A 23,738-nucleotide genomic window follows, 5' to 3' on the forward strand; every position below is an offset into this window, starting at 1 on the left:
GTGCCGGACGGGGCCGCCGGGCCGCCGTTCGCTGCACCGGACGGCATCCGGCCACCTGGCGCTCGCCTTCGCCGCCGGCGCCGCCTCGACCTGTTCCCCCGGCGACCTCAGCTTGCCGGCGGTGGATCGAAGGTCGCGTCGATCCTCAGTTCGGACGCGCGGGTCGGGTTGCTGAGGATCGCCAGGATGACGTGCCGCTGGTCCCAGCGACCGGCGGACCAGGCGAGCGCCTTCGCGAGTCCGTTGAACGTCGCCGCGTGGGGAGCGCCGTCCTCGCTGACCCACCACGAGACCTCGATTCCGTCGACGGTCAGCTCCTCGTGCTCCCACCAGGTGTCCGGAACCTGCGGCACCAGCTCCCGGACGATCGCCGGTACGTCGGCCGCCGTACCGACGCCGTCGACCTTGCCTGCGGCAACTTCCCCGGCCATCGGCACCTCGAGCAGGTCGCTCAGCCCGTCGGCGACCACGCCGTACGCGACCACGAACCCGCCCAGATCCTCGCGCTGCAACCACATCGGCGCATCCGCGACCACGGCGTCGCCGGCCGCGACCACCAGGCTCAGCACCTCTTCTGGAGCATCCGCGAATCCGCCGTCCGGAGCATCCGCGACTCCGCCGTCCATAGCGTCCGCGCTCCCGCGGGCGTCGTCCGGCGCATTTGCACTCCCGCGGGCATAGTCCGGAGCGTCCGCGCTCTCGCCGGCGTCGCCTGCTCGCGCATGCTCCGCCTCGGACGGCCCGCCGAGGACTCGCACCTGCTCCGGCGCCGAGTCCGGGAAGACGGTCAGCGTCCCCAGCTGCTGCCAGAGGCTCAGGATCGCGCTCTCCCCGATCTCCCGCCGCGGATCCGCCAGCCTATCGAGCAGTTCGCCGACCCCGTCGACGTCCAGGTCGGCCACCGTCCGCACCAACCCGACCGCGGTCCGGACCTCGGGATCCAGCCGCGCCGTCCACTCCGGCGCCGGATCGAGCAGACTCGCCAGCACCGGGTCGACCTCGGGATCAGCCCGGCCGGCCAGCGGCTCGCCGTCCTCCAGGAGAACGCGCTCTCTGATCCACCACGCCGCGTACGACGGTACGCCGTACGCGCGATCGTCCGGCCCGACCACGCGCGGCCGGTCGACCAGCGCGCGCCGCAGCTCGGGCGATGTGCCGAACAGCTCCAGCACCCGCGGCCACGCGTCGTCGGTGATCCAGTCCAGATCCCGTACGGCGACCAACTCGCCCACGGTCACGCCGTACCGCGAACCGTCCGGCGCCACATCGTCGGCCCAATCCTCGATCCCGTCGAGGTCGGCCAGCACCTCCGGCAACTCGTCGAGCACGACGTCGGAGGCCGCGACCACGCCCAGCGAACTGAGGACGCCGACCGCGCCGAGCGCCTCGACGCCGTACCGGTCCAGCAGGTCGTGGTGGATCGGTGCGACCTCGTCCGCGTCCAGCACCGCCTCGGCCTCGGAGCCGGGGATGACCAGCGCGTTGGCCGGGACGAGTTCGCCGTCGGCGTCGCGCAGGACGAGGTCGGACAACCACCACAGCCCGTCGGCCTGACTCGGATCGACAGCGACGACGCCAAGCACCGCCGCGGCGATCAGCTCGGGATCGTCGGCGTCGGCCGAGTGCTCCACAACGGTCCGGACCGCGCTGTCCTCGAGCAACGTGCGCGGAGTCGCGGGGAGCGCTCCCAGGCGCTCCAGCGTTTCGTGCGCGGCGTCCGGGTGCACGACGCGTACGCCGTACTCGCCGAAGGTCGCCAGTACGTCGCTCGGCAGCTCCCGTCCCGGCAGCAGCAGCCCACGGACGCCGCGGACGAGTCGGCCGTCGGCCAACGGGACCGGCAAGGTCCCGAGAGCCTCACGCAGCAAGGGATCCGTGACCATCCCGGAGAGCGCTCCATAGGTTTCGCGCCACCACTCGGGCGACTCCCCCGCCGCACCCAGTTGATCGACGACCTCCGCCAGGTCCAGGCGACGTACGCCCAGGGCCTCCAGCGCCGTCCGATCCTGCCGGCGCTCGCGCACCAGGCCCGGCACCATCGGGGCAAGCACCACCTCGAACGCCTCGTCGACCCCCGGCACCACGACCGCGTCCCGTGGTCTTACCAACTCAGAGGGCTCAAGTCCCTGGAGGAGTGGTGTGGTGGGCAGAATCTTCAAAATCTCGTCGCGCAGAGCACCATCCAATGCGCCGGCGGCCAAGCCCGTCGGCACCAGCGGGAGGACGTTCACGCCCGCCTCGGCCTGCGTCTGCAGCAACCGCGCGTACGCCTGCGCGGCCTTCTCCACCAGGTGATCGGTGAGCGGGCCCTTGGCAACGTGCCGCCGGGACGGATCGAGCGGGAAGGTTGCCAGCAGCAACACCGGCAGCGACAGCGCCTCGTCGGTCGGCGTCGGCGCGAAGACCGTTCGCGGTACGTCGGTGTCGGCGGAGCGCGGCAAGGCCCAGAGCACGGACCAGTACGGCCGCGCTCGTTCCTCGGTCGGCCGATCCGCCAGCAACCGCTCTCTCGCGTCCTCGTCGAGCACGCCCGCGGCCCGGCGTACCGTCCAGCGCTCGGTGACGTCGGCGAGCAACCGCTCCTCGCCGTCGACGTCGATCTCGATCCGCTCCAGCCCGGGCAACGCCAGCAGCAGCGGATCCCCGGCGTCGGCGAGCAACCGCCGTACGAGCTCACGCGCGGCGTCGTCCCGCAGCGGCAGGATCACCGCGGTGTCGAACCCCGCCGGCGGCTCACCCTCGGCCGCGAACGGCAGCCGCAGCACCGGCACCTGCCCGTCGCGCCGCCGTACCTCCAGATCCAGCCCGTCCGACGCCAATGCCGCCACCGCGGCCGCCGTGTCAGCGCGCGAGAACCGAACCCCGCCGCTCCGCGACAGGATCACCGGCTCGTCGGTCACCGCGAGCACCGCCGAGAACCCGACCCCGAACCGCCCCACCGCAACAGCCCGCGGGTCCAACTGCCGCAGATCCCCGCCCGAGCGCTCCAGGTCGTCGTCCCGCTTCGCCGACGCCCGCAGCGTCGCCAGCGACTCGACCCCCGCCGCCGTCAACGGCGTACCGGTGTTGGCAACAACCAGCGTCTGGTCCCGCAACGAGAACCGCACCCGCCCCGGCACCCCGGCCCGCACCGCCGCGTCCGCCGCATTCTGCGCGAGCTCGACCACCACCCGGTCCAGGTACCCACCGAGCGCCAGATCCTCCTCGGCGTTCGCATCCTCCCGAAACCGCACCGGCGCCGCCACCCAACCGGCCAGAACGCGCTCTCTGATCTCGGCACTCCCGAAGTCTTCACTCACGGACGGGAGCCTATGCGTCTGCGGACCCGCGCGCGGAATTGCTGTGCCGAAGTGGGTGGGGAGCACGTACGTTGCTCGCATGGACTTTCAGGATGTGGTGCGGCGGCGGCGGATGGTTCGGCGGTACGACGTGGGGCGGGCGGTGCCGGAGGAGATCGTCGAGCGGATTCTCGACAACGCGCTGCGGGCGCCGTCGGCGGGGTTCTCGCAGGGGTTCGGGTACCTCGTGCTCGACAACCAGGAGGACATCGCGCGGTTCCGGGACTCGGCGCGGCCCGACGTCGAGCCGGAGAACTGGCTGGCGGCGAACGTCGAGACGCCGTTGCTGATCGTCGTGCACTCGAACAAGGACGCCTACCTCGACCGGTACGCCGAGCCGGACAAAGGGCACGACGACCGGTCCGAAGACTGGTGGCCGGTGCCGTACTGGGACATCGACGCGGGCATGTCGGCGCTGCTGATCCTGCAGACCGCGGTCGACGAGGGGCTCGGCGCGTGCTTCTTCGGACTGCCGGCCGACCGAATCCCGGTGTACCGCGAGCAGTTCGGCGTACCGGACAACTTCATGCCGATCGGCGCGATCTCGATCGGCTACTCCGACGAACCGCCGCGCAACCTGAGCAAGCGCCGCAAGCCGGTCGACGACCTGGTCCACCGAGGCCGCTGGACCAGCTGAGAGCGGTAGGTTGGCGGGTGTGATCTCACCTGGGAGTCGGTACGTCGCGCTCGGCAGTTCCTTCGCGGCCGGGCCGGGCATCGCGCCCGTGCTCGACAAGGCCGCGGGCCGGTCCGGGCGCAACTACCCGCACCTGGTCGCCGAGCGGCTCGGGCTCGACCTGGTCGACGTCACGTACTCCGGCGCGACGACCGCGCACCTGCTCACCGACCGGCAGGACGACGCGGCACCGCAGATCGATGCCGTCGGCCCCGACACCGCGCTGGTCACGGTGACGGCCGGCGGCAACGATCTCGAGTACATCGGGTCGTTCGTGCGCGGCAGCATGATGAACACGCTCGCCAAGCCGGCCACGATCCTCGGCCGCCGCGTCGCGAACCGGATCCGCGCGCGGGTCAGCTACCTGCGCGACGACAGCGCGTACGACGCGGCCGCCGGCCGGCTGGCCGAGATCGTCCGCGAGATCCGGGATCGCGCTCCCTCGGCCCGGATCCTGCTCGTCGACTACCTCGCGGTCGTCGGGCCCGCGACCCGCCCGCGGCTCGACGTACCGCTGAACGAGGAACAACTCCCGAGCATCGCCCTGATGGCCGACCGCTTGGCCGGTGTCTTCGCGACGGCCGCGGAGAAGTCGGGCGCGGAACTGGTCGCGGTCTCCGCGCTGAGCAAGGAACACGCGGTCGGCTCGGCCGAGCCGTGGACGACCGGCTTCACCCTCCGCCCGCCGAGCCTCGGCGGCGTCGTCCCGTACCACCCGAACGAGGCCGGCATGGCGGCCGTCGCCGAGCACGTCGTACAGCACTTGCAGGCTCAGTAGGCTGTTGGGCATGGGAGCCCAGATCCGGCTTGCTGAGGACAGTGATGTCGAGCCGATCGTCCAGACCTTGGTCCGCGCGTTCGAGGACTACCCGATGTCACGCCTGGCCATCGCCGCCGACGGGTACCTCGATCGGCTGGAGCGCTACTACCGGTTGTTCGTCACCGGGATCGGGCTCGAGCACGGCCGGGTCTGGACCAGCGCCGACCACAACGCCGTCGCCGTCTGGACGACCCCGCGGACACCGCGTGAGGTCTTCGCGCCGTACGCCGAGCAGTTCCGCGAGATCGCCGGAGATCGCGCTCTCCCGATGGAAGCGGTCGGCCAGGCGATGGCGATCCTCCGCCCGGCCGAACCGCTGTGGATCCTCGGCATGATCGGCGTCCACCCCGATCACCAGGGCCAAGGCCTCGGCCGCGCCGTGATCGGCCCCGGCCTGGCCCACGCCGACGAGGAGCGCTCCCCCGTCTACCTCGAGACCCAGACGCCCGAGAACGTCACCTTCTACGATTCCCTCGGCTTCACCGTCCTCGGCGAGGTTGAGCTTCCCGGCGACGGCCCGACCCACTGGGCGATGTACCGCAAACCCCAGCCCTAGAAGGGCCGCCGCGCCCAGAACAGCATGTGCCCGCCCGCACCTTCCGGCACGAACTCCTGCTCCTCCACCACCAGACCGCTTCCCGTGATCCACCCGCGGTTGGTGTCGGCATCCGCGTGACTCCACCACATGCTCACTCCACTGTCGAGCCAGTCCCCGTCGACACCGGTCCAAGCCTGCTCGCCCGTCGTACAGACGAACCAGCCACCCGGCCGCAACCACCCAGCGACCTTCCGCAGCAACTCCTCCTGCTCGTCCTGCGGCAGGTGAATCAGCGCGTAGAACGACACCACGGCGTCGAACGACTCGGCCGGAAAGTCGAGCGAGGCCGCATCGGCTTGGACGAACTCGGCCTCCGGCACCAGCTCCCGGGCTCGCCGGATCTGCACCTCACTGATGTCGACCCCAGTGACCGCGTGCCCGGCGCGCGCGAGTTCACGAGCGAGCGGGAGACCGCTCCCGCAGCCGACGTCGAGGACGCGGCTGTGGGCGTCGAGCTGGTCCAGCAGCCGGTCGATCCAGGCCCGGTACTTCGACTCCCCGCCGTACGCCTCGTCGTACCGCTCCGACAACGCGTCGTACCCACGCCGGACGATCTCCTTCGGGTCCATGGACGTCGACGCTAGCCACGCTCAACCACGAAGGCGAGCGAGTTGTCAGGCGGGAGCTTGGCCCTCGGGGTGGACCTCGACGTTCTGGTTGGTGGGACGGCCGCCGGGGCCAGGCGCCTGGGAGATCCGGAGAGCGATCTCCAGCGCGCGCTGCTCGCTCGCGACGTCGACCACCCAGTAGCCGGCCAGGACCTCCTTGGTCTCGGTGAACGGACCGTCGGTGACGATCGGCTCGCCGTCGTCGCCGGCGCGGACGTTCTTCATCTGGTCGGGCCCGGCCAGCCCGCGGCCCTCGACCATCTCGCCGGCCTCCTGCAGGTCCCGGTTGAGGTCGTCCATGTAGCCGACCATCGCCTTGACGTCGTCCTCCGTCCACTGCCCGGGCATCTCGTCCCAGCCCTGCTTGTTCGCGTGGATCAGCAGCATGTACTTCATCCCAGCTCCTCCTGATCAGACGCCACTCGGCGCCTCCGTCAGCAACGTCGGAGCCACTCTCCCATTCTCGACAGGGCAAGATATTCGTTGACAAGAATATTCCGATCAGTGAATACTCCAGGCATGGAACAGATCGCGGCAGTTCTCGGAGACGGCGCCCGCTGGCGCCTGGTCGAACTGCTGGCCGAGCGCCCTCGATCGGTCGGCGAGCTGGCGGAGCTGACCGGGCTGCGGCAGCCGCAGACCACCAAGCACCTCCAGACGCTGGCCAAGGCAGGGCTCGTGACCGTCTTCCCCCTCGGCCAACGCCGGGTCTACGCGCTCGAGACCGAGCCGCTGCAGCTCCTCGTACGCCGCCTGAACGAACTGGTCGACACCACCGTCGCCCACTCCGGCGAGCGGGACGTGATCGCTCGCTACCGCGCCGCCATCGAGGCGGAGACCGCGATCGCCGACAGCGACCGCTGGGCCGACGGCAGGGTCTTCTCGTTCGAGCGGCTGCTGCCCGCGCCGGTGGACGTCGTCTGGCAGCACTGGACCGATCCGGCTCTCCTCGCCTCGTGGTGGGCGCCGCCGTCGATGAAGGTGGTCGACTGCGGCATCGAGCCGACGGTCGGCGGGCGTTCCGTCCTCGAGTACGCCGACGCCGCAGGCCGGCGGTACCGCTCCGAAGGCACCGTCCACGCCGTACGGGAACCCGAGCAGCTCGGCTTCACCCTCTCCGTTCTCGACGCGGAGAGCGCGATCTCCTTCAGTTCCGACTACGCCCTGACGCTCGCTGCCGACCCGCGGGGCACCCGGCTGCGACTCGACCTGCGCATCACCGAGACGACCGTCGAGGCCGTCCCGTACATCGCCGGCATCGGCACCGGCTGGGGACAGGTGCTCGATCACCTGGACGCCGCCGTCTCTTCCGCCACCACGACGAAGGACTGACCGACATGACCCGAACCGTCACCGCGAACCTGGCCCTCACCCTCGACGGGCGCTACCACGGCGCCGGCGGGCCCGCCGACTTCGCCGCCATCGCGCCGTACGTGACCTCGAACGTCGCCCGCGACCAGATGAGCCGGATGTGGGAGAACGCGACCACCGCCGTACTCGGCCGGCTCAACGCCGAGGGGTTCCTCGACTTCTGGCCGTCGGTGGCCGCCGACGAGAACGCCGACCCGCGCGACCGCGGGTACGCGAAGTGGCTGACCGACGTGGAGAAGGTCGTCTTCTCCACCACGCTGGCCGAGGCGCCGTGGGAGCGCACCCGGCTGGTCAACGCGCCGGCCGCGGAGGTGCTCACCGAGCTGAAGGCGAACGGCGAGGGCGACATTCTCGTCAACAGCAGCTCCAGCATCATCAAGCCGCTGCTCGCGGCCGACCTGATCGACCGGCTGTACCTGACGGTCGTGCCCGAGATCGTCGGCGGGAGCGCGCGGCTGTTCGACGACGGGCTGCCGGCGACGAAGTGGAAGCTGTCGTACCACGAGGCCGGCGACCTCGGCGAGCTCGCGGTGGTCTACGACCGGATCCGCTGAACCGTTGCCTCTGGCATCGACCGTTCCGACGATCCCGGGTCAGAGCCAGTTCTGCCGCGAAGCCTGAACGCCGAGCTGGAAACGGGTCTGGGCCCCCAGCACCTCCTGCAGCCGGCTGATCCGGCGGGCGATCGTCCGCTCGCTGACACCGAACTCGCGCGCGATCGACTCGTCGGTCAGCCCGGCGCTCAGGTAGGTCAGCAGGCGCTTCGTCTCCAGCGCGGGCGCGCCGATCGCCTCGGTGTTCTCGGTACCGCCGGTGATCGGCACCGACACGCGCCACAGCGCGTCGAAGATGCCGACCAGGCCGGTCAGGAACGGCGAGTGGTGCACGACCATCGCCGCGGAGTTCACGATCTCACCGACCGTCGTACGGGCCGCGAGCAACGCCCAGCGGTCGTCCACGATGGTCAGGTTGAGCGGGATGTCCGGGAAGACGCGGGCCTGTTCACCGGCGTCGACGCACTGCTGGACCATCCGGAGCGCGTCCGGGTCCTGCAGCACGCGGGTGCCGTAGATGACCTCGTACGTGACCCCGCGGGCCAGCGCGTCGAACAGGCCGCCGACGATCTGCGGGTTCGTCGGTGCGGCGATGTTGCCCACCGTCATCGCGCGCACGCGCTGCTCCGCGTCGACCTGGACGGAGTTGATCACCGACCGGGTGACCTCCAGCGACGGCAGCAGTTCGACGTACGTCTGCTGTCCGATGCCCGCGGTCCACAGCTCGGAGAGCAAGGAAGCGCTCTCCCGCGCCAGCTCGGCCTCCTTGGTACGCCGCTGCGCGACCGCTTCCATCGCCAGGTGTGGCGGCTGCGGCAGGACCTTGTCGTCGGAGCGTTCGACCAGCCCGATCGCGGCGAGCTCGCTGAGCGGGATCTCCAGCTCGGCGCCGTGGCGCTCGACCAGGTCGGCATGGTCGAGCGCACCCCGCGCGATCAGATCGAGGTAGATCGCCTCGGCCTGACCAGAGATCCCCAGCGCGCGGAGTTGGTTCACCTGTCCTGTTTATCAGTTGAACGCCGTACCAACGTAGACCTCCGGCTGCCAGGCTCAGAAGATCTCCGGCACCCGCCGTACCGGCTACTGGCCGTGACCAGCCGGGGTGAAGACGTACGGCGTGGTCGTGGTGACCGGCAGGAACCCGAGCCGCTGCAGGATCGGCGAACTGTCGTCGGAGGCGTCGACCTGGAGGTAGCGGTGCCCGAGCTCGACGGCCCGAGCGGCCCGTACGGCGACCAGCGCCTTGTAGATCCCGCGGCCACGCCACTCCGCGAGCGTCGACCCACCCCACAGCCCGGTGAAGTCCGTGTTCGGTTTGTGCACCGCCCACGCCGCGGACACGACCTCACCGTCGGCCTCCGCGACGTAGATGTCGGTCTGGCCGGCCGCGTTCCGGCTGACCAGGTCGCCGGTGAGCCAGGACCAGTCCTCACCCCACACCGTCGACTCCATCGCGGCGATCCGCTCGAAGTCGCTCAGCTCGGTCGTCCGGCGGATCGTCACGCCGTCGACCGCGTCGCGGCCCTGCAGGCGAGCGGCGATGGTCGCGCTCTCCGCGATCACGACCGTCTCCCGCTCCTCCGGCACGAAGCCGGCCTTGGTCAGCCGCTCAGGCAGGTCGGCCGGGAGGTCGTGGCCGCGCGTCTTCCACTCCATCGCCTGGCCCTTGGCGGCGAAGAAGTCCCGCTGGCGGGCGATCAGCGCGTCCAGCTCGGCGCCGTCGAGACCCTCGAGAGAGCGGTAACTCACGAAGCCGCGGGTCGGGTACTCGACCCGGATCACCGGGCCGTCCGTCGTACTCGGAACGCCCGAGGTCTCCGCGCCACCGCGCAACTGGTCGTCGTACGCCGCCAACAGCTCGGCGATCTGTTCGTCTCGCGTCTTGTCCGTCACCGCAGGACTGTGACACGCCGCCGGGTCGCGGCGCTCCCGATTTCCCGCGCGTGCCTCCAACGGACGGCCAACCGGTGCCACCAACCGACCTGTACGACGGGACCGTGCTTCCCGTCTTTCGCCGGTTCGCACCGGTCCTTCGGCTTCCCGCTCTCAGCGGTCTCCCGGACCTGATCGGCGGCGTTCTGTCGTGCGACCAGCAGGTTCAGCGGATCCATCGTCCGGCCCTCCAGCTCAGGGCGCCGTGGCGGCGCCTTCACTGGTACGTCGGAGCAGGGCGCGCGTTCTTGACGTCAGTCCTGCTCGGTGGACTTCACGAGTCGCCGCAGCAGGTCCTCCAGCACGTCCTGGTCCTTGACCGGCAGCGCGCGGACCAGGTCCTGCTCCAGCTTCTGGATGTCGTCGATCCCGCGCTCCCAGACCTCCCGCCCGGCCTTGGTCAGCGTCGCGACGACCTTGCGCCGGTCGTCGGGATCGTGGCCGCGGACGACGTACCCGTGCCGCTCCAGCGCGTCGAGCCGATTCGTCATCGCGGCCGGCGACATGCTCAACTGCTTGGCCAGCGCTCCGGGCGTCGCTCGGTACGGCGTACCGCCGCGACGCAACATGTGCAGCGTCTTGAACTCCCACCACTGCAGCCCGTACGACGCCAGCACCGCGTCCCGCTTGCGGTCCAGGTGCCGCGTCAGGACCTGCATGCGGACGACGATCCCCTCGACCCGCGCGTCGAGATCGGCCTGCTCGCGGGACCACAGCGCGACGTGGTCGTCGATCGAATCCTTCACCCGTCGGATTGTTCAGCCGGTGAAGCTTAGTTGTCAAACCTTTCGACATCGAAATACTGTCGCGACCTACTCTTCCGGAAGTGAGGCCCATCCCATGCCCGAAACCCCACTCGCCCACCTCCTGACCTCGGCCACCCTCTTGGCCCGAGCCGCTCAGTGGGACGCGGCCCGCGCCCTTCTCCAGGCCACCGAGGTCAGTCCCGCCGAGCGGCCTCAGTTGCAACTGGCTCTCGCCGAGATCGCCGTGGACCAGGACTTTGCCCAATCCACCACCCACTCCCCCACGGCCCTGGCCGACCTCGCGGACGCTCTTGCCGCCCACCCCGACCCCACCCTCAAGTGGGACCGCGCCATGCTCCGGCTCCGCAACACCTACTTCACCAAGCTCGTCACCGCCGCAACCACCGACGGCGGCCTCGCCGTACAAGCCGAAGCCCTTCAGGCGGAGGCCCCCGACGACGCACGCCGTGCCGCCGTCCTCTTCTACCGAGGCCTCATCGCCGACAACCTCAACACCCTCCCCGACGAAGCCTTCAAGCACTACACGGACTCCCTCGCCCTCTGCGAGTCCACCGGCGACACCCTCCAGGCCTCCTACGCCCACCGCCACCTCGGCGACCACGCCCACACCGCCGGCAACCTCACCGAGGCCCGCCGCCACTGGCAACTCTCCACCGAACAACGCCAAGCCGCCGGCCACGTCCCCGGCACCCTCGCCCAGCAAGCCCTACTAGCAGTCCTGGCCAACGACGAGGGCAACCCCACAGCCGCCCAAGCCATAGCCACCGAAACCAACCGCTGGGCCCAGCAGCTCAACCTCACCTACGTAGCAGCCCAAACCAACGCCCTACTGCACAAGCAGTAGCTCACCCCAAGGCACTAGTCTCGAGCCCACCTTCTCCAAGACCTCCCGCCTCACAACAACAACAGCCGCGCCCCGCTCCACCGACAACTTTCCTGTGCTGTCCTAGCGACATGACGAGCGCGCAGCGGTTACAGGCCTACGAACGCCGATCCGCCGGGATCCTGACCGCCGCGGCCGTCGTGTTCCTGGCGGTCTACGCGTGGCCCATCCTCGATCCGGGCCTGAACTCCGGTCTCGTCCGGGCCTGCTCGATCACGAACATCGTCATCTGGTTCGGCTTCGGCCTCGACTACCTGCTGCGGCTCGGCCTCGCGCCGGGCAAGGCGCAGTTCGTCCGAAGCCACCTCCTCGACCTGGCGGTGCTGGTCCTACCGCTCCTCCGCCCGCTCCGGGCGGTCCGGGTGGTGACAGCACTGGCCCGACTCAACCGAATGTCGGTGTCAGTCCGAGGCCGGACCACGACGTACGTCGTCGGCGCCGTCCTGCTCCTCGGCTTCGTCTCGGCCCTCGCCGTGCTCGACGCCGAGCGACTCAGCGCGGGATCGAACATCAAGTCGTTCGCGGACGCCGCCTGGTGGGCCGCCACCACCATCACCACGGTCGGGTACGGCGACCAGTTCCCGACCACCGCGCAGGGCCGCTTCGTCGGCGTCGGCCTGATGATCGGCGGCATCGCCCTCGCCGGCACCATCACAGCCGCACTCGCCTCGTGGTTCGTCGAACAAATCAACACCGCCGAACAAGCCGAGTCCGACACCCGCGACGAACAACTCACCACCCTGATCACGGAAGTACAAACCCTCCGCACCGAACTCGCCAACCGCCTCCCACCCCGCGGCTGACGTAGATGTCACGCCAAGCCCTTCCCTCAGCCCGAAAGACTGCAGCAAGGTGTTCTTCTGTTCAGGCTGAGTCTCGTTCGACCAGGTGGGGGTCGAAGATGGTGCATTGGGGGTCTTGGCCTGGGGTTTCTATTTGGTCTGCCAGGAGGCGGGACATCTCGGCGGCCATCTCCTCCAAGGGCTGGGCGATGGTGGTGAGGGGTGGGACGGCGGTTCTTGCCGGGGCGCTGTCGTCGAAGCCGATGACTGCTACCTGGGCGGGGACCGTGCGGCCGGCGTCTCGGAGGGCTCGGAGGGCGCCGGCGGCCATCAGGTCGTTGGCGGCGAAGACTCCGTCCAGGTCGGGGACGCGGGCCAGCAGCTGCAGCATGGCGGTTTCGCCGGAGTCTCGGGTGAAGTTGCCGTAGGCAACTGGGATGTGGGGGTGGCCGTGTCTGGCCATGGCCTTGCGGAAGCCGGTGAGGCGGTCCTGGGCGGCGGGGACGTCCGTCGGGCCGGCGATCGTGACGACCTTGCGGCGGCCTCGGGAGACCAGGCGATCGGCAGCGAGGGAGGCGCCGACCTCATGGGCCAGGTCGACGTAGCTGATCGGGGCGTGCAGCGCGGGGCGGGCGAAGAGGACGGCGGGGAGGCCCGCCTCGACGAACAGGCCGGGGAGGATGTCGTCGGCGTGGGTGGAGACGAGCAGCGCGCCGTCCGAGGCGCCTCGGCGTACGTGGTCGACGGCTTCCAGGCGGGTGGCCTCGGAGTCGGCGAGGAAGAGCGTCGGGTGGTTGCCCTGGGTGCGCAGGTGTTTGACCACTCCCCCGGTGATCCGCCCGAAGAACGGGTCGCTCAGGACCTCCTCCGCCGACCCGTCGGAACCGGACAGGACGAGAGCAACCGTGCCGGTACGTCGCCCGGCCAACTGCCGGGCCGCGTTGTTCGGGCGGTAGCCGATCTTCTCGACGGCGGCGAGCACCTTGCGCCGCAAGGCGACGTCGACCGACGCCTGCCCGTTGATCACGCGGGACACCGTCGCACGCGAGACGCCCGCGACCTGGGCGACGTCTTCCAAGGTGGGCGTACGAGTGGGTGACTTCATGGCAACGGATCGTAGCTCTGACAACGGCCGGGCCCCTGTTCTTCGTCCACAGGTACGGCGGCCCGCCCCGCGGACCGCCGTACCCCCGTCAACTCAGCGCCGGTAGACGCCGAACTCGTACAGCGAGTAGCCGAACCCGGTCCCCCGCTGGGTCCCGGTCAGCCGCACGTAGCGGCCCGAGCCGGCCACGCCGAGATCGTCGACGTCACCGTTCCCGTCGGCCGTGGTGTAGACCTGCCGCCAGTTCGCCCCGTCGTCGGACGCCTCGATCCGGTACGACCGCGCGAACGCGCCTTCCCAGATCAGCTGCAGCCGGTCGAAGGACTGGACCGAGCCGAGATCGACCTGGATCCACTGCGGGTCGGACCAGTCGCTGGCCCAGCGCGTCGTGTTGTTCCCGTCCGTCACGTTCGACGGTGGGTACGGCGCGCCGTTGCCGACCTGCTGGTACGACGACGCCGTCACGGGCTTGCCCCGGGCAACGTTCGTCCCGGCCACCGGCGGCGCGACCACCCGGAAGGACCGCGTCTCGATGCCCACGTTGCCCTTGCCGTCGCGCACGTAGTCGTACAGCTTCCACACCCCGAGCCGCTGCGGCACGGTCACCGTGAACGGCCCGTTGCCCGACGACGGCGTGGTCACCAGCGACCCGTTGTTGTCGATGTACTTGCCACCCACCTTGAACTCGTGCGTCAGCGGGTCCCCGTTGGGATCCGAGACCGCGACGTCGACGGTGAGAGTCCCACCGGCCGGCACATCGGTCGTCCGGCTGAGGTTCATCGCCGTGATCACCGGCGGCGTGTTGCCGCCCGACGGACCGCCGTACGCCTGCCGGATCGCGTAGTACGACAGCCGCTTCTCGCCGCCCGGCGCGATGTTGAACCAGACCGCGCCGAAGTCGTTCTCGTTGCCGTAGTGGAACAGCGTCGCACCGAGCGCGACCCCGCTGTGCCCGGTGATGCAGTTCCAGGCCTGCAGATACCCGTCGCGCTTCTGGACGTCTGTCGGCTCGTTCGGTACGCCGTTCGCGTCGTTCGGCACCTCCCACTCACCGGCTGGTCCGCCCTCGGTCAGGATGTACGGCTTCGTGTACCCGCCGTTGATCCAGTCCTGCTTGACCTGACAGACGTTGCCGTAGGAGTTCACCGCGAGCAGGTCGAGGTCCGGCGAGTACTGCTTGAAGTACGGCCAGGCGCCGGTCCACGCGTCGGTCGAGGTGACCGGGTGGTTCGGGTCGATCGCGTGGATCGCCTTGGCGCCCTCGTTGACGAACTTGGCGTACTCGATCCGCTGCGTCTCCAGCTCCGCGCCGGAGTAGCAGTTCTGCAGCCCGAGCACGGACTCGTTGCCGACGTTCCACAGCAGGACGCCGGGGTGGTCCTTGTACTCCGTGGTCCAGCGCCGGATCTCACCGAGCATGTTCTGCTTGTACGTCGTGTCCGTGACGTAGTTGACGCAGCCGCCGCTGCCGGGTCCACCACCAGGTTGGAGCCAGTAGCCGGCGATCACGCGCATCCCGTTCGCGGCCGCGGAGTCGAACAGCGGCTTGGAGCTCGCGTCCGTTCCCCAGGTGCGCACGGTGTTGACGCCGATCGACTTCAGCTGCGGGAGGTGCTGCGGAGCGTCTGCCGCGGCCGGTCCCCAGGTCAGGCCCTTGACCTGCCAAGGCGCGCCGTTGACCAGCAGCTGCCAGTTGCCTTGGCTACCGGCGACCTGGACGGTCCCGTTGCCCTGCGGCGGTCCACCGGTGCCCGGCGTGCCGTGCACCTCGAACTCCCAGAGCGAGTAGCCGTAGCCGCCGACGCGCTGGGTGCCAGTCATCCGGACGTACCGGCCGGACCCGTTGACGGTGAGCGAGTCGGTGCCGCCGTCACCGGTCGCAGTGCTGGCCAAAGGTCGCCAGGCCTGGGCGTCGTCCGACACCTCGACCCGGTACGCCGTCGCGTACGCGGCTTCCCACCGCAGCACGACCTGACTGATCGTCGCGGCCGAGCCGAGGTCGACCTGCAGCCACTGCGGGTCGCTGAAGACGCTGGACCACCGGGTGTTCAGGTCGCCGTCGACAGCGGCCGACGCCGGCGTACCGGCTCCTTCGGACGAGGAAGCGGTGACCGGGCGGCCCTGCGAGAGCAGGGTCGCGGCCTGGGCGGGCGCGGCCTGCAGGACCAGGTTGCCGAGCAGAAGGGTGGACGCGGCAACGGTCGCCGCGAGCAACGAACGCACCCGCCCGCGCCGTCGAACGCGGCGCCCGGCGCCGGCGCGGCCTTCCGGTGGGGTGGGTGGAGTGGGGGAAATCATCGGGGCGTGCTCCTTCGCTGTGTGCGTTAGGGCGGGACAGCACAGCGACCGGAACCCGGCGCGAGCAGCGGCGGGGAACGGTGCGCGAGAGTCAGAGAGCGCTCTCTCGCGAACTGATCGTGGAGGCTGCCGGGCGGCTTGTCAACGGCTCGCCCACGCTCAGCGGGTTCCGGAACCGGGCGGCTCTTGACAGCGCGGACGGCCCCGTCGACGCTGTTTCAGAGAGCGCTCTCCCGCGAATTCCAGACCGCGGGCCGCGTAGTACATGTTCCTGCCCACCGCCCCGCGGAATCCCCCGACAGGAGGAGATCCGTGTTCAGCAGAAGGAAGAAGATCCTGTTCGCCGGCGGCACCGCCGCCCTGACCCTCAGCGCTGTCCTCACCACCGTCGCCGGCACCCAGGCACAAGCCGACGACCTGGTCACCCACCACGAGTTCCAGGTGAACTGCACGGTCAACCACCGTGCCAACGACGACCCGATCGTGTTCCCCAACCTGCCCGGCGCATCCCACGAGCACAGCTTCGTCGGCAACAAGACGACGAACGCCGCGACCACGCTCGAGAGCCTCAACGCGCCTGGCCCGTACGCGACCACCTGCCTCAACCCCGACGATCTGTCGGCGTACTGGTGGCCGACGATGTTCCGCGGGCCGGGCACCGGCCAGCCCGTACAGCAGACCTGGCACCAGGTCATCTACTACAAGTCGGGCATCCTCGACTACCAGGCCGTCCGGCCGTTCCCGCCGGGCCTTCGGTACGTCGTCGGCAGTCCGACCGCGACGCTCGACCAGTTCCGGACATCACCGGGCGCCGTCGAGGGCTGGGAGTGCGGCGACAGCACCCACAACTGGGACTTCCCGTCGAACTGTCCCGCCGGGACCCAGCTCAACATCCGCTACCAGGCCCCGAACTGCTGGAACGGACGTGACCTGGACACCCCGGACCACAAGAGCCACATGGCCTACCCGGTCAACGGTTCCTGCCCGGCCAGTCACCCGAACCCGGTACCGATGCTGGAGTTCAAGATCGCGTTCCCGGCCGACGGGGACGTGACCGACGTCCGGCTGGCGAGCGGACGCGGCTACACCTGGCACTACGACTTCTTCAACGCCTGGGACGTCCCGACCCTGGCGGCGCTGGTGAGCCACTGCATCAACGGTGGCCTGCAGTGCAACTCGAAGGGCTTCGACCTCTACAAGCCCAACCGCGGGCAGGTCCTCGGCGACAACTACCGGTTGCCGGGACGCCCCTAGAACACCTGTGGTGCCGGGTCTGGGCAGGACCCGGCACCACAGGCGCGTACTACGAGGGGCAGCCGCCTACGAGGAGAAGGCCGCGTCGAACGACGCGGTCGGCGGGTCGAAGGCCAGGCGCTTCACGAACTCCAGGGCCTCGGCGGCACCGACCAGGCGGTCCATGCCGGCGTCCTCCCACTCGACCGAGATCGGCCCGGCGTACCCGATCGTGTTGAGCATCCGGAAGCACGCCTCCCACGGGACGTCGCCGTGCCCGGTCGAGACGAAGTCCCAGCCGCGCCGCGGGTCGCCCCAGGCCAGGTGCGAACCCATCCGGCCGTTGCGGCCGTTGCCGACCTGACGCTTCGCGTCCTTGCAGTCGACGTGGTAGATCCGGTCCTTGAAGTCCCACAGGAAGCCGACCGGGTCGAGGTCCTGCCAGACGAAGTGGCTCGGGTCCCAGTTCAGGCCGAACGTCTCGCGGTGCCCGATCGCCTCCAGGGCGCGGGTGGTGGACCAGTAGTCGTAGGCGATCTCCGACGGGTGCACCTCGTGCGCGAACTTCACGCCCACCTCGTCGAAGACGTCCAGGATCGGGTTCCACCGGTCGGCGAAGTCGGCGTACCCGGCGTCGATCATCGACTCCGGGACCGGTGGGAACATCGCGACGGTCTTCCAGATCGCCGAGCCGGTGAAGCCGACCACGACGTCGACGCCCAGCCGGCGCGCGGCGCGCGCGGTGGTGCCCATCTCCTCGGCCGCGCGCTGCCGCACGCCCTCGGGATCGCCGTCGCCCCAGATGTGCGCGGGCAGGATCGCCTGGTGCCGCTGGTCGATCGGGTCGTCGCAGACCGCCTGGCCGAGCAGGTGGTTGGAGATGGTCCAGACCTTCAGGTTGTGCTTCTCGAGGATGTCGAGCCGGTTCTGGACGTACGCGTCGTCCTCGGCGGCCTTGCGGACGTCGAGGTGGTCACCCCAGCAGGCGATCTCGAGCCCGTCGTAGCCCCACTCCGAGGCCAGCCGCGCCACCTCCTCGAACGGCAGGTCGGCCCACTGGCCGGTGAACAGGGTGATCGGTCGAGCCATCTCTCCACTCCTTCAAGTGCTCAGGACTACAGGGGGTGTGTCCCCGGCGCCACGGCCGGAGCGCCTGGCCGGGGCGCCGGGGACGAGGACCACTGGGCGGTCCCCCGGCGCTGTGCGAAACCGCTCTCCCGGACGTCCGGGTGGGGCCGAACCACCAGGGCGATCGAGAGCTCCTGCACGCCTCTCCGCGTCGGACAGGGTGCGGTCTCGCACAGCGACGTGTTCATCGGGTCAGATCTTCTTCCTCAGGTCCAGCCCGACAGCTGTCAGCAGGGTCCGGGCGGGAACGTCCCGCACCGTCCGTGCCTTGGCGAGGTACAGGTCCAGCGCGACGGTCGCGACGAGCTTGAGACCCTTGCGCTGCGCCTGCTCGGCCACGCCGAGCTGCACCTTCATCACCGTCGCCGTTGCCTGCGGCAACGTCTTGGCGACCCGGTACCGCTCGACGAGCTTCTGTGCCTCGGCGTACGTCGCCACCACGGTGAACGGCACCTTGGTGATCGACGTGTTGCCGGCCTTGTCCGTGGCCGTGGCCGCGAGCTCGTGCGCACCGAGCCCGAGCGCGACCCCGTCCAGCTTGCCGCCGGCCGGGAGCGCCTTCCCGTCCACCGTCAGCGTCACCGCGCCGAGCCCGGAGAGCGCGTCCTCGGCCGTGGCCGCGACCACGACCGTCGACGCCACGCCGAGCTTGCCGCCGGACGCGAGCCCGGTGACCGTCGACTTCGGAGCCGTCCGGTCCACCTTGACGGTGACCGACTCCGGCGCCGAGACGTTGCCCGCGGTGTCGGAGGCCCGGACCTGGATCGTGTGCGTCCCGTCGGTGCCGAAGCTGACCGGAGCCGTGTACTCCGACCAGTCGCCGTCACCGACCTTCTGCTCCAGGTACACCTGGCCGGGCTGGTTGTCGGTCGCCATCGCCGTCGCGACGACCGCGTCGGTCCACCAGCCGTTCAGGCCGGACGGCGCCGACGGGTTCAGCGACAGGCTGACCTGCGGGGCGACCGTGTCCCGGACGATCTTGAAGTAGTCGAACTTCGCCGTCTTCGAGGCGACCTGGTCGACCCCGAAGGCGTAGATGCCGAAGCTCGCCGACGCCAGGGCCGGGTTGCTCACCGCCGGCAGCGCGGTCCAGGTCAGACCGTCCGCGCTGTACGACCCGGTGAAGGTCGTCCCGCTCTTGGCCAGCCGCAGGTACCAGACTCCCTGCGTCGGCGTCGGAGCGTTCGGCTGCGGCGACACGAGCGCGTCGTTCACCTCGCTGCGCAGCTCGATCCCCCGCGTCACCGCGGAGCCCGGAGCGTTGCTCGTGAGGTAGTCCAGCTTCACGTAGTTCGCGTCGTCGCCGTACACCATCAGCCCACCCTGCTGGTAGGCCTCGTTGAACGCCGAGCCGTCCACCTTGGTCTCGATCGTCCAGTCACCGTCGGGAGCCGGCTGCAGCAGCAGGTTCTTCGGGTTCGTGGCCGTGCCCTGGTAGATGTCGCCCTTGCTGGTGTCGATCTCGACCGCGCCACCGGTCACCCGGTACGCCGCCGGGTCGGGCCGGACGATCGCGGACCAGCGGCACGCGTCCAGCGTCGTCCCGGTGAACTCGTCGTCCGGGGTCGGGACCTCGGCCGTGTCGTCCGGCGTGATGCTGAAGTAGTCGAACTGAGCCGCCAGCGGCAGCGCCTCGGTCCGGTTGGCCAGGCCGAACAGACCGATCCGGGGGTTGCTGATCCCGGCCAGCTGCTTGGTCTCCGACATCTCGGTGAAGGTCGCGCCGTCCGCGCTGTACGCCGCCTTCAGGTTCGCGCCGTCACTGGTGAACCGGACCCAGACCGTGTCCGGGTACGCCGCGCCGAGGTTGGGCGTGTTCGACGCGGTCACCTCGTTCGGCGTACCGGCTTCCTCCCGGATGAACTGGAAGATCCGGTCGGCGGCCGAGGGAGCACCGGTCGAGCGGCCCTGCAGCACCATCTTGGCGTAGTTGTCGTCGTCGCCGTACACGATCAACCCGGCCTGCTGGTAGGCCAGGCGGGCCGGCATCGTCAGCTTCGCGGTGGCCTGCCAGGCTCCGGCGGGCAACGGCTGCAGCACGATGTTCGGCGTACCGGTGTTGCCGGTGCCGTAGATGTCGGTCGCCGTCAACGGCAGCACCAGGTTGCCACCGGCAACCGACAGCTCCTGGTTGCCCCGGACGACCGCACTCCACCGGCCGGTGTCGAGCGTCGTGCCCTCGAAGCCGTCCGAGCGCCCGGTCAGACACGTCGGCGGCGCCGGGGTGTCCACCTTGATCGCGATCTTCGCGGTGCCCTTCGCACCGCGCGCGTCGGTCACCGTGACGGTCGCCGTGAAGGTGCCGGCGGTCGTGTAGGTGTGGCTCGGGTTCTCGCCCGTCCCCGTCGCGCCGTCGCCGAAGCTCCACGCGTACGACAACGGAAGGTCGCCCTCGGGATCGGTGGCCGAGGAGGTGAAGTCCACCTTCAACGGCGCCTTGCCCTGGACCGTCGACGCGCTTGCCGTCACGGCCGGCCGCTGGTTCTCGGTGACGCCCTTGCCGACGAACTTCACCCAGTTGACGTTCAGCTGCCCCGTCGTCTTGACGAAGTACAGCGGACCGCTGGTCAACGAAGCGCCACTGACCGCTGCCGAGAAGTTCCCGTACGTCTGCCAGGCACCGGTCGGCGTGACCTGGATAGTCGCGACGATCGGCCCGTCGGTCGGTGAGCCCTGCCGGACCTGCACGGTCGCGCCCGCGTCCGGCGAGGCCGCCCGCAGCTCGATCCGGTCGATCCCGGTCAGGTTGGTGGGCTTCCAGCCCCACCAGTCGCCGTCCTCGATGAACCCGATGTTCTTGCCGCCACCGGCGGTGTCACCGGTGTCCTCGACCTGTACGCCGGGCGCGTCGCCCGGGCCGCCGGTCTCGTCGAAGTACTCCGCCTCGCGGGTCTTCGGCTGCAGCTGCACGACCTTCTCGGTCGTGATCGCGCCGGTGCCGGGAGCACCCTTGTCGGTGTACTTCACCGTCACGATGCCGAAGATGTTCGCGCCGACGTGCCCCTCGTCACCAGGAAGCGGGAACGTCCCCTCGCAGCCGTGGTACTGCTCGTACCCGTGCGCGTGCTCGTCGTGGCCCAGCGCCGGCTGGGTGATCACGTCCTGGCAGTTCACCGTCCCGTCCTCGGGATCGGTGACGGTCACCTTGTACTTGATGGTGTCGCCGAAGTCGAAGAAGCCACCGTCGAGCGGCGCCTCGATCGAGATCGTCGGAGCCGTGTTGCCGGCGGTGATGGTCCGGTTCGAGACCGCCGACCGGCCGTCGCTGTCGGTCACCGTCAACCGGGCCGTGAACACCCCGGCGGTGGTGTAGACGTGGGTCGGCTTGGCCTCGGTCGAGTCGGTCGTCCCGTTGCCGTCGAAGTCCCACGCCAGCGTGATCGGCTGCCCGTCGGGATCACGCGATCCCGTGCTGTCGAAGGCGACCGTCAACGGCACCGGCCCGGACGTCTTGTCGGTGCTGAACTGGGCGATCGGCGCCCGGTTGCCCTGGACGTAGTCGACGCGGTAGACGCCGGAGTCGGCGTTGTTGCCGCCGAACCCGCTCCCCCACTCGATCACGTACAGCGCGCCGTCCGGGCCGAACTGCAGCGCGTGCGGCCGGATGAAGTTCAGCTTGCCGAGCATCCGGGACACGTCGGCGACCTTGGACCGGTCGTCGTTGAGCTGCACGGAGAACAGCCGGCTGTCGTTCCAGTCGGCGAAGACCGCCTTGCCGTCGAAGTACTGCGGCCACTTGCGGTCGGAGTCGCTGTCCGGGTCGAACTGGTACGCGCCGCTGGTCATCGGCGCGCCACTGCCACCGATCTCCGGTACGCCGGTCGTCGACTTGCCCATCCACAGGCTGGCCGGGATCGCCGCCGGCAGCTGGGTGATGCCGGTGTTGTTCGGCGAGTTGTTCACCGGCGCGCTGCAGTTGAACGTCGCACCGGAGGTCCCGGTGGCGAAGTCGTGGTCGTTGTACGGCGTGTTGTTGCCGACGCAGTACGGCCAGCCGTAGAAGCCCGGCTTGTCCAGGATGTCCCACTCGACCCGGCCGTCCGGGCCGCGGGTCGGCGAGACCTGCCCGGCGTCCGGACCGTAGTCGGCGACGAACAGGTGGTTGGTGGTCGGGTCGATGCCGATCCGGAACGGGTTGCGGAAGCCCATCGCGTAGATCTCGGGCCGCGTCTTCGCCGTACCGGCCGGGAACAGGTTGCCGTCGGGAACGGTGTACGAACCGTCGGCCTCGATGTGGATCCGGAGCACCTTGCCGTTCAGGTTGTTGCTGTTGGCAGCGCTGCGCTGGGAGTCCCAGGCCGCGCGGCCGGCCCGCTCGTCGAGCGGCGAGTAGCCGTCGGAGTCGAACGGGTTGCTGTTGTCACCGGTGGCGACGTACAGGTTGCCGTTGTTGTCGAACTCCAGCGCGCCACCCGCGTGGCAGCACTGGTCCCGCTGGGTGTCGATCCGGATGACCTGTTTCTCGCTGGCCAGGTCGAGCGAATCGCCGTTCACCTTGAACCTCGACACCCGGTCGAAGGCCTCGGTGCCGGCCGGCGAGTAGTACAGGTACAGGAAGCCGTTGGTGTCGAAGGCCGGGTCGAGCGCGATGCCGAGCAGGCCGAACTCCTGACCGGTGTAGACGTTCAGGGTCCCCGCGGTGACCACGCTGCCGTCGGTCTTGACGATCTTCACGGCGCCGTTGCGGTCGATGTAGAAGACCCGGCCGTCCTTGGCGATGGTCAGTTCCATCGGGTTCGACGTGTCGTCGTCGAGGGCGACCTTCTGGTAGCTGTCGCTCAGCGACGCGCCGCAGTCGGCCGGCTGGACCCCCGCGGCGGTCTTGATGCCGCCGAGCAGGTGCTCACGGAACACCGGGTCGGCGTACGACTCGATCGTATGGCCCATGCCGGTGTACCACGCGCGGCCGCCGTCGTAGTCCTGGCACCACGCGATCGGGTGCTCGGCGCCCATGTTGCCGCCGGTGTACGACGTCTCGTCCATCGAGGCGAGCACGTGCACCGAGTCGCGCGGGTTGGTCCGGTAGTTGTACCACTCGTCGGTGCGGTTCCAGGTGGTCGGCGCCTCGGCGGTCGAGGGGTGTGCGTGGTCCTCGACCTTCACGTTCGCGTTCGGCGTGCCCGGCGGGTGGCTGTCGAAGTACGCGCCGACGAGCTTGCCGTACCAGGGCCACTCGTACTCCGTGTCCGAGGCCGCGTGCACGCCGGCGTACCCGCCGCCGCCCTGGATGTAGCGCTCGAACGCCGCCTGCTGGTCGGCGTTCAGCACGTCACCGGTGGTCGACATCCAGATGACCACCTCGTACTTGGCCAGCTCGGTGTCGTTGAACATCGCCGCGTCCTCGGTCGCGGTGACGGTGAAGTTGTTGGCGGCCGCCAGGTCCTTCACGGCCTGGATCCCGGCCGGGATCGCGTCGTGCCGGAACCCGGCGGTCTTGCTGAAGATCAACGCGTTGAAGGTCTCGTCGCCGTGGCCCGGGTGGGCGCGCGCCGGTAAGGCACTGAGCGGGATCGCCAGGGTGGCGATCAGCGCCAGCAGCACGGCACGGACAACCGTGCCGTGCAGACGCCTGCGTAGCTGGTGCATGAGGGTGCTCCTTATGGGTCGGATAAGGTGCGCGCTCCATCGGTTTCCGGGGCGGGTCC

At 69.7% G+C, this 23,738-nt stretch carries 18 protein-coding genes; 8 read left to right on the forward strand and 10 right to left on the reverse strand.

The genetic code is table 11. The features are described from left to right. Positions 1 to 107: 107 nt before the first annotated feature. A complete protein-coding gene (locus ABD235_RS12125; RefSeq protein WP_344173186.1) occupies positions 108 to 3,299 on the reverse strand; it encodes a sacsin N-terminal ATP-binding-like domain-containing protein in 3,192 nt (1,063 codons plus the stop codon). A gap of 79 nt (positions 3,300 to 3,378) precedes the next feature. Between ABD235_RS12125 and ABD235_RS12130 the strand changes: the two genes are divergently transcribed. From ABD235_RS12130 to ABD235_RS12140, 3 genes are read left to right on the forward strand one after another with little or no spacing between them, the layout of a single operon-like run. Then, complete coding sequence (locus ABD235_RS12130) at positions 3,379 to 3,975, forward strand: nitroreductase family protein (protein ID WP_344173187.1); 597 nt, start codon at positions 3,379 to 3,381, stop codon at positions 3,973 to 3,975. A gap of 19 nt (positions 3,976 to 3,994) precedes the next feature. Further along, positions 3,995 to 4,792, forward strand: coding sequence for an SGNH/GDSL hydrolase family protein (locus ABD235_RS12135; RefSeq protein WP_344173189.1), 798 nt, complete (start codon positions 3,995 to 3,997; stop codon positions 4,790 to 4,792). A 10-nt stretch (positions 4,793 to 4,802) separates the two neighbouring features. Next, complete coding sequence (locus ABD235_RS12140; protein ID WP_344173191.1) at positions 4,803 to 5,390, forward strand: GNAT family N-acetyltransferase; 588 nt, start codon at positions 4,803 to 4,805, stop codon at positions 5,388 to 5,390. Here ABD235_RS12140 and ABD235_RS12145 read toward each other — a convergent pair. After that, positions 5,387 to 6,001 (reverse strand): class I SAM-dependent methyltransferase, encoded by a 615-nt coding sequence (locus ABD235_RS12145; RefSeq protein ID WP_344173193.1) that lies wholly within the window; start codon positions 5,999 to 6,001, stop codon positions 5,387 to 5,389. The two genes, ABD235_RS12140 and ABD235_RS12145, sit on opposite strands and share 4 nt — an antisense overlap. A 45-nt stretch (positions 6,002 to 6,046) precedes the next feature. Beyond that, on the reverse strand, positions 6,047 to 6,436 hold the full coding sequence (locus tag ABD235_RS12150) for a YciI family protein (protein WP_344173195.1): 390 nt from the start codon (positions 6,434 to 6,436) through the stop codon (positions 6,047 to 6,049). A 123-nt stretch (positions 6,437 to 6,559) separates the two neighbouring features. Here ABD235_RS12150 and ABD235_RS12155 point away from each other — a divergent pair, with 123 nt between their 5' ends. Next, on the forward strand, positions 6,560 to 7,372 hold the full coding sequence (locus ABD235_RS12155; protein ID WP_344173197.1) for a metalloregulator ArsR/SmtB family transcription factor: 813 nt from the start codon (positions 6,560 to 6,562) through the stop codon (positions 7,370 to 7,372). A gap of 5 nt (positions 7,373 to 7,377) precedes the next feature. Next, the gene (locus ABD235_RS12160; RefSeq protein WP_344173199.1) at positions 7,378 to 7,965 is read left to right on the forward strand and encodes a dihydrofolate reductase family protein; all 588 of its coding nucleotides are present in this window, start codon (positions 7,378 to 7,380) and stop codon (positions 7,963 to 7,965) included. Positions 7,966 to 8,004: 39 nt separating this feature from the next. Here the strand turns inward: ABD235_RS12160 and ABD235_RS12165 are convergent, their stop codons facing one another. From ABD235_RS12165 to ABD235_RS12175, 3 genes are all read right to left on the reverse strand, one after another. Continuing rightward, positions 8,005 to 8,961, reverse strand: coding sequence for a hypothetical protein (locus ABD235_RS12165; protein ID WP_344173201.1), 957 nt, complete (start codon positions 8,959 to 8,961; stop codon positions 8,005 to 8,007). 84 nt (positions 8,962 to 9,045) lie between these two features. Next, positions 9,046 to 9,858 (reverse strand): GNAT family N-acetyltransferase, encoded by an 813-nt coding sequence (locus ABD235_RS12170; protein WP_344173203.1) that lies wholly within the window; start codon positions 9,856 to 9,858, stop codon positions 9,046 to 9,048. Positions 9,859 to 10,151: 293 nt separating this feature from the next. Then, positions 10,152 to 10,643, reverse strand: a complete 492-nt coding sequence (locus tag ABD235_RS12175) for a MarR family winged helix-turn-helix transcriptional regulator (RefSeq protein ID WP_344173205.1) — start codon at positions 10,641 to 10,643, stop codon at positions 10,152 to 10,154. 94 nt (positions 10,644 to 10,737) lie between these two features. On the opposite strand from ABD235_RS12175, the gene ABD235_RS12180 reads away from it, so the two are divergent. Both ABD235_RS12180 and ABD235_RS12185 read left to right on the forward strand, forming a co-directional pair. Further along, positions 10,738 to 11,508 (forward strand): hypothetical protein, encoded by a 771-nt coding sequence (locus ABD235_RS12180; RefSeq protein WP_344173207.1) that lies wholly within the window; start codon positions 10,738 to 10,740, stop codon positions 11,506 to 11,508. Between the two features lie 110 nt (positions 11,509 to 11,618). Then, positions 11,619 to 12,350, forward strand: a complete 732-nt coding sequence (locus tag ABD235_RS12185; protein WP_344173209.1) for a potassium channel family protein — start codon at positions 11,619 to 11,621, stop codon at positions 12,348 to 12,350. Between the two features lie 61 nt (positions 12,351 to 12,411). Here the strand turns inward: ABD235_RS12185 and ABD235_RS12190 are convergent, their stop codons facing one another. Both ABD235_RS12190 and ABD235_RS12195 read right to left on the reverse strand, forming a co-directional pair. Then, on the reverse strand, positions 12,412 to 13,434 hold the full coding sequence (locus ABD235_RS12190; RefSeq protein ID WP_344173211.1) for a LacI family DNA-binding transcriptional regulator: 1,023 nt from the start codon (positions 13,432 to 13,434) through the stop codon (positions 12,412 to 12,414). A 93-nt stretch (positions 13,435 to 13,527) separates the two neighbouring features. Next, on the reverse strand, positions 13,528 to 15,732 hold the full coding sequence (locus ABD235_RS12195) for a discoidin domain-containing protein (protein ID WP_344173213.1): 2,205 nt from the start codon (positions 15,730 to 15,732) through the stop codon (positions 13,528 to 13,530). Between the two features lie 312 nt (positions 15,733 to 16,044). On the opposite strand from ABD235_RS12195, the gene ABD235_RS12200 reads away from it, so the two are divergent. Then, positions 16,045 to 16,986 carry a DUF1996 domain-containing protein gene (locus ABD235_RS12200; protein WP_344173215.1) on the forward strand — a complete coding sequence of 314 codons (942 nt, stop codon included), beginning with the start codon at positions 16,045 to 16,047 and terminating at the stop codon, positions 16,984 to 16,986. A 66-nt stretch (positions 16,987 to 17,052) separates the two neighbouring features. On the opposite strand, the gene ABD235_RS12205 is transcribed toward ABD235_RS12200, so the two are convergent. Together ABD235_RS12205 and ABD235_RS12210 are read right to left on the reverse strand one after the other, a co-directional pair. Beyond that, complete coding sequence (locus tag ABD235_RS12205; RefSeq protein ID WP_344173217.1) at positions 17,053 to 18,054, reverse strand: sugar phosphate isomerase/epimerase family protein; 1,002 nt, start codon at positions 18,052 to 18,054, stop codon at positions 17,053 to 17,055. A 231-nt stretch (positions 18,055 to 18,285) separates the two neighbouring features. Next, positions 18,286 to 23,679: a ThuA domain-containing protein gene (locus ABD235_RS12210; protein ID WP_344173219.1), complete on the reverse strand. Its 5,394-nt coding sequence runs from the start codon at positions 23,677 to 23,679 to the stop codon at positions 18,286 to 18,288. Positions 23,680 to 23,738 lie beyond the last annotated feature (59 nt).

The organism is Kribbella lupini (assembly GCF_039529595.1).
GTDB classification, from domain to species: domain Bacteria; phylum Actinomycetota; class Actinomycetes; order Propionibacteriales; family Kribbellaceae; genus Kribbella; species Kribbella lupini.

Coding starts and splice junctions, on each gene's coding strand:
- ABD235_RS12205 (WP_344173217.1), bottom strand. CDS start 18,054: ATGGCTCGACCGATCACCCTGTTCACCGGCCAGTGGGCCGACCTGCCG.
- ABD235_RS12195 (WP_344173213.1), bottom strand. CDS start 15,732: ATGATTTCCCCCACTCCACCCACCCCACCGGAAGGCCGCGCCGGCGCC.
- ABD235_RS12160 (WP_344173199.1), top strand. CDS start 7,378: ATGACCCGAACCGTCACCGCGAACCTGGCCCTCACCCTCGACGGGCGC.
- ABD235_RS12150 (WP_344173195.1), bottom strand. CDS start 6,436: ATGAAGTACATGCTGCTGATCCACGCGAACAAGCAGGGCTGGGACGAG.
- ABD235_RS12130 (WP_344173187.1), top strand. CDS start 3,379: ATGGACTTTCAGGATGTGGTGCGGCGGCGGCGGATGGTTCGGCGGTAC.
- ABD235_RS12190 (WP_344173211.1), bottom strand. CDS start 13,434: ATGAAGTCACCCACTCGTACGCCCACCTTGGAAGACGTCGCCCAGGTC.
- ABD235_RS12180 (WP_344173207.1), top strand. CDS start 10,738: ATGCCCGAAACCCCACTCGCCCACCTCCTGACCTCGGCCACCCTCTTG.
- ABD235_RS12140 (WP_344173191.1), top strand. CDS start 4,803: ATGGGAGCCCAGATCCGGCTTGCTGAGGACAGTGATGTCGAGCCGATC.
- ABD235_RS12155 (WP_344173197.1), top strand. CDS start 6,560: ATGGAACAGATCGCGGCAGTTCTCGGAGACGGCGCCCGCTGGCGCCTG.
- ABD235_RS12185 (WP_344173209.1), top strand. CDS start 11,619: ATGACGAGCGCGCAGCGGTTACAGGCCTACGAACGCCGATCCGCCGGG.
- ABD235_RS12210 (WP_344173219.1), bottom strand. CDS start 23,679: ATGCACCAGCTACGCAGGCGTCTGCACGGCACGGTTGTCCGTGCCGTG.
- ABD235_RS12145 (WP_344173193.1), bottom strand. CDS start 6,001: ATGGACCCGAAGGAGATCGTCCGGCGTGGGTACGACGCGTTGTCGGAG.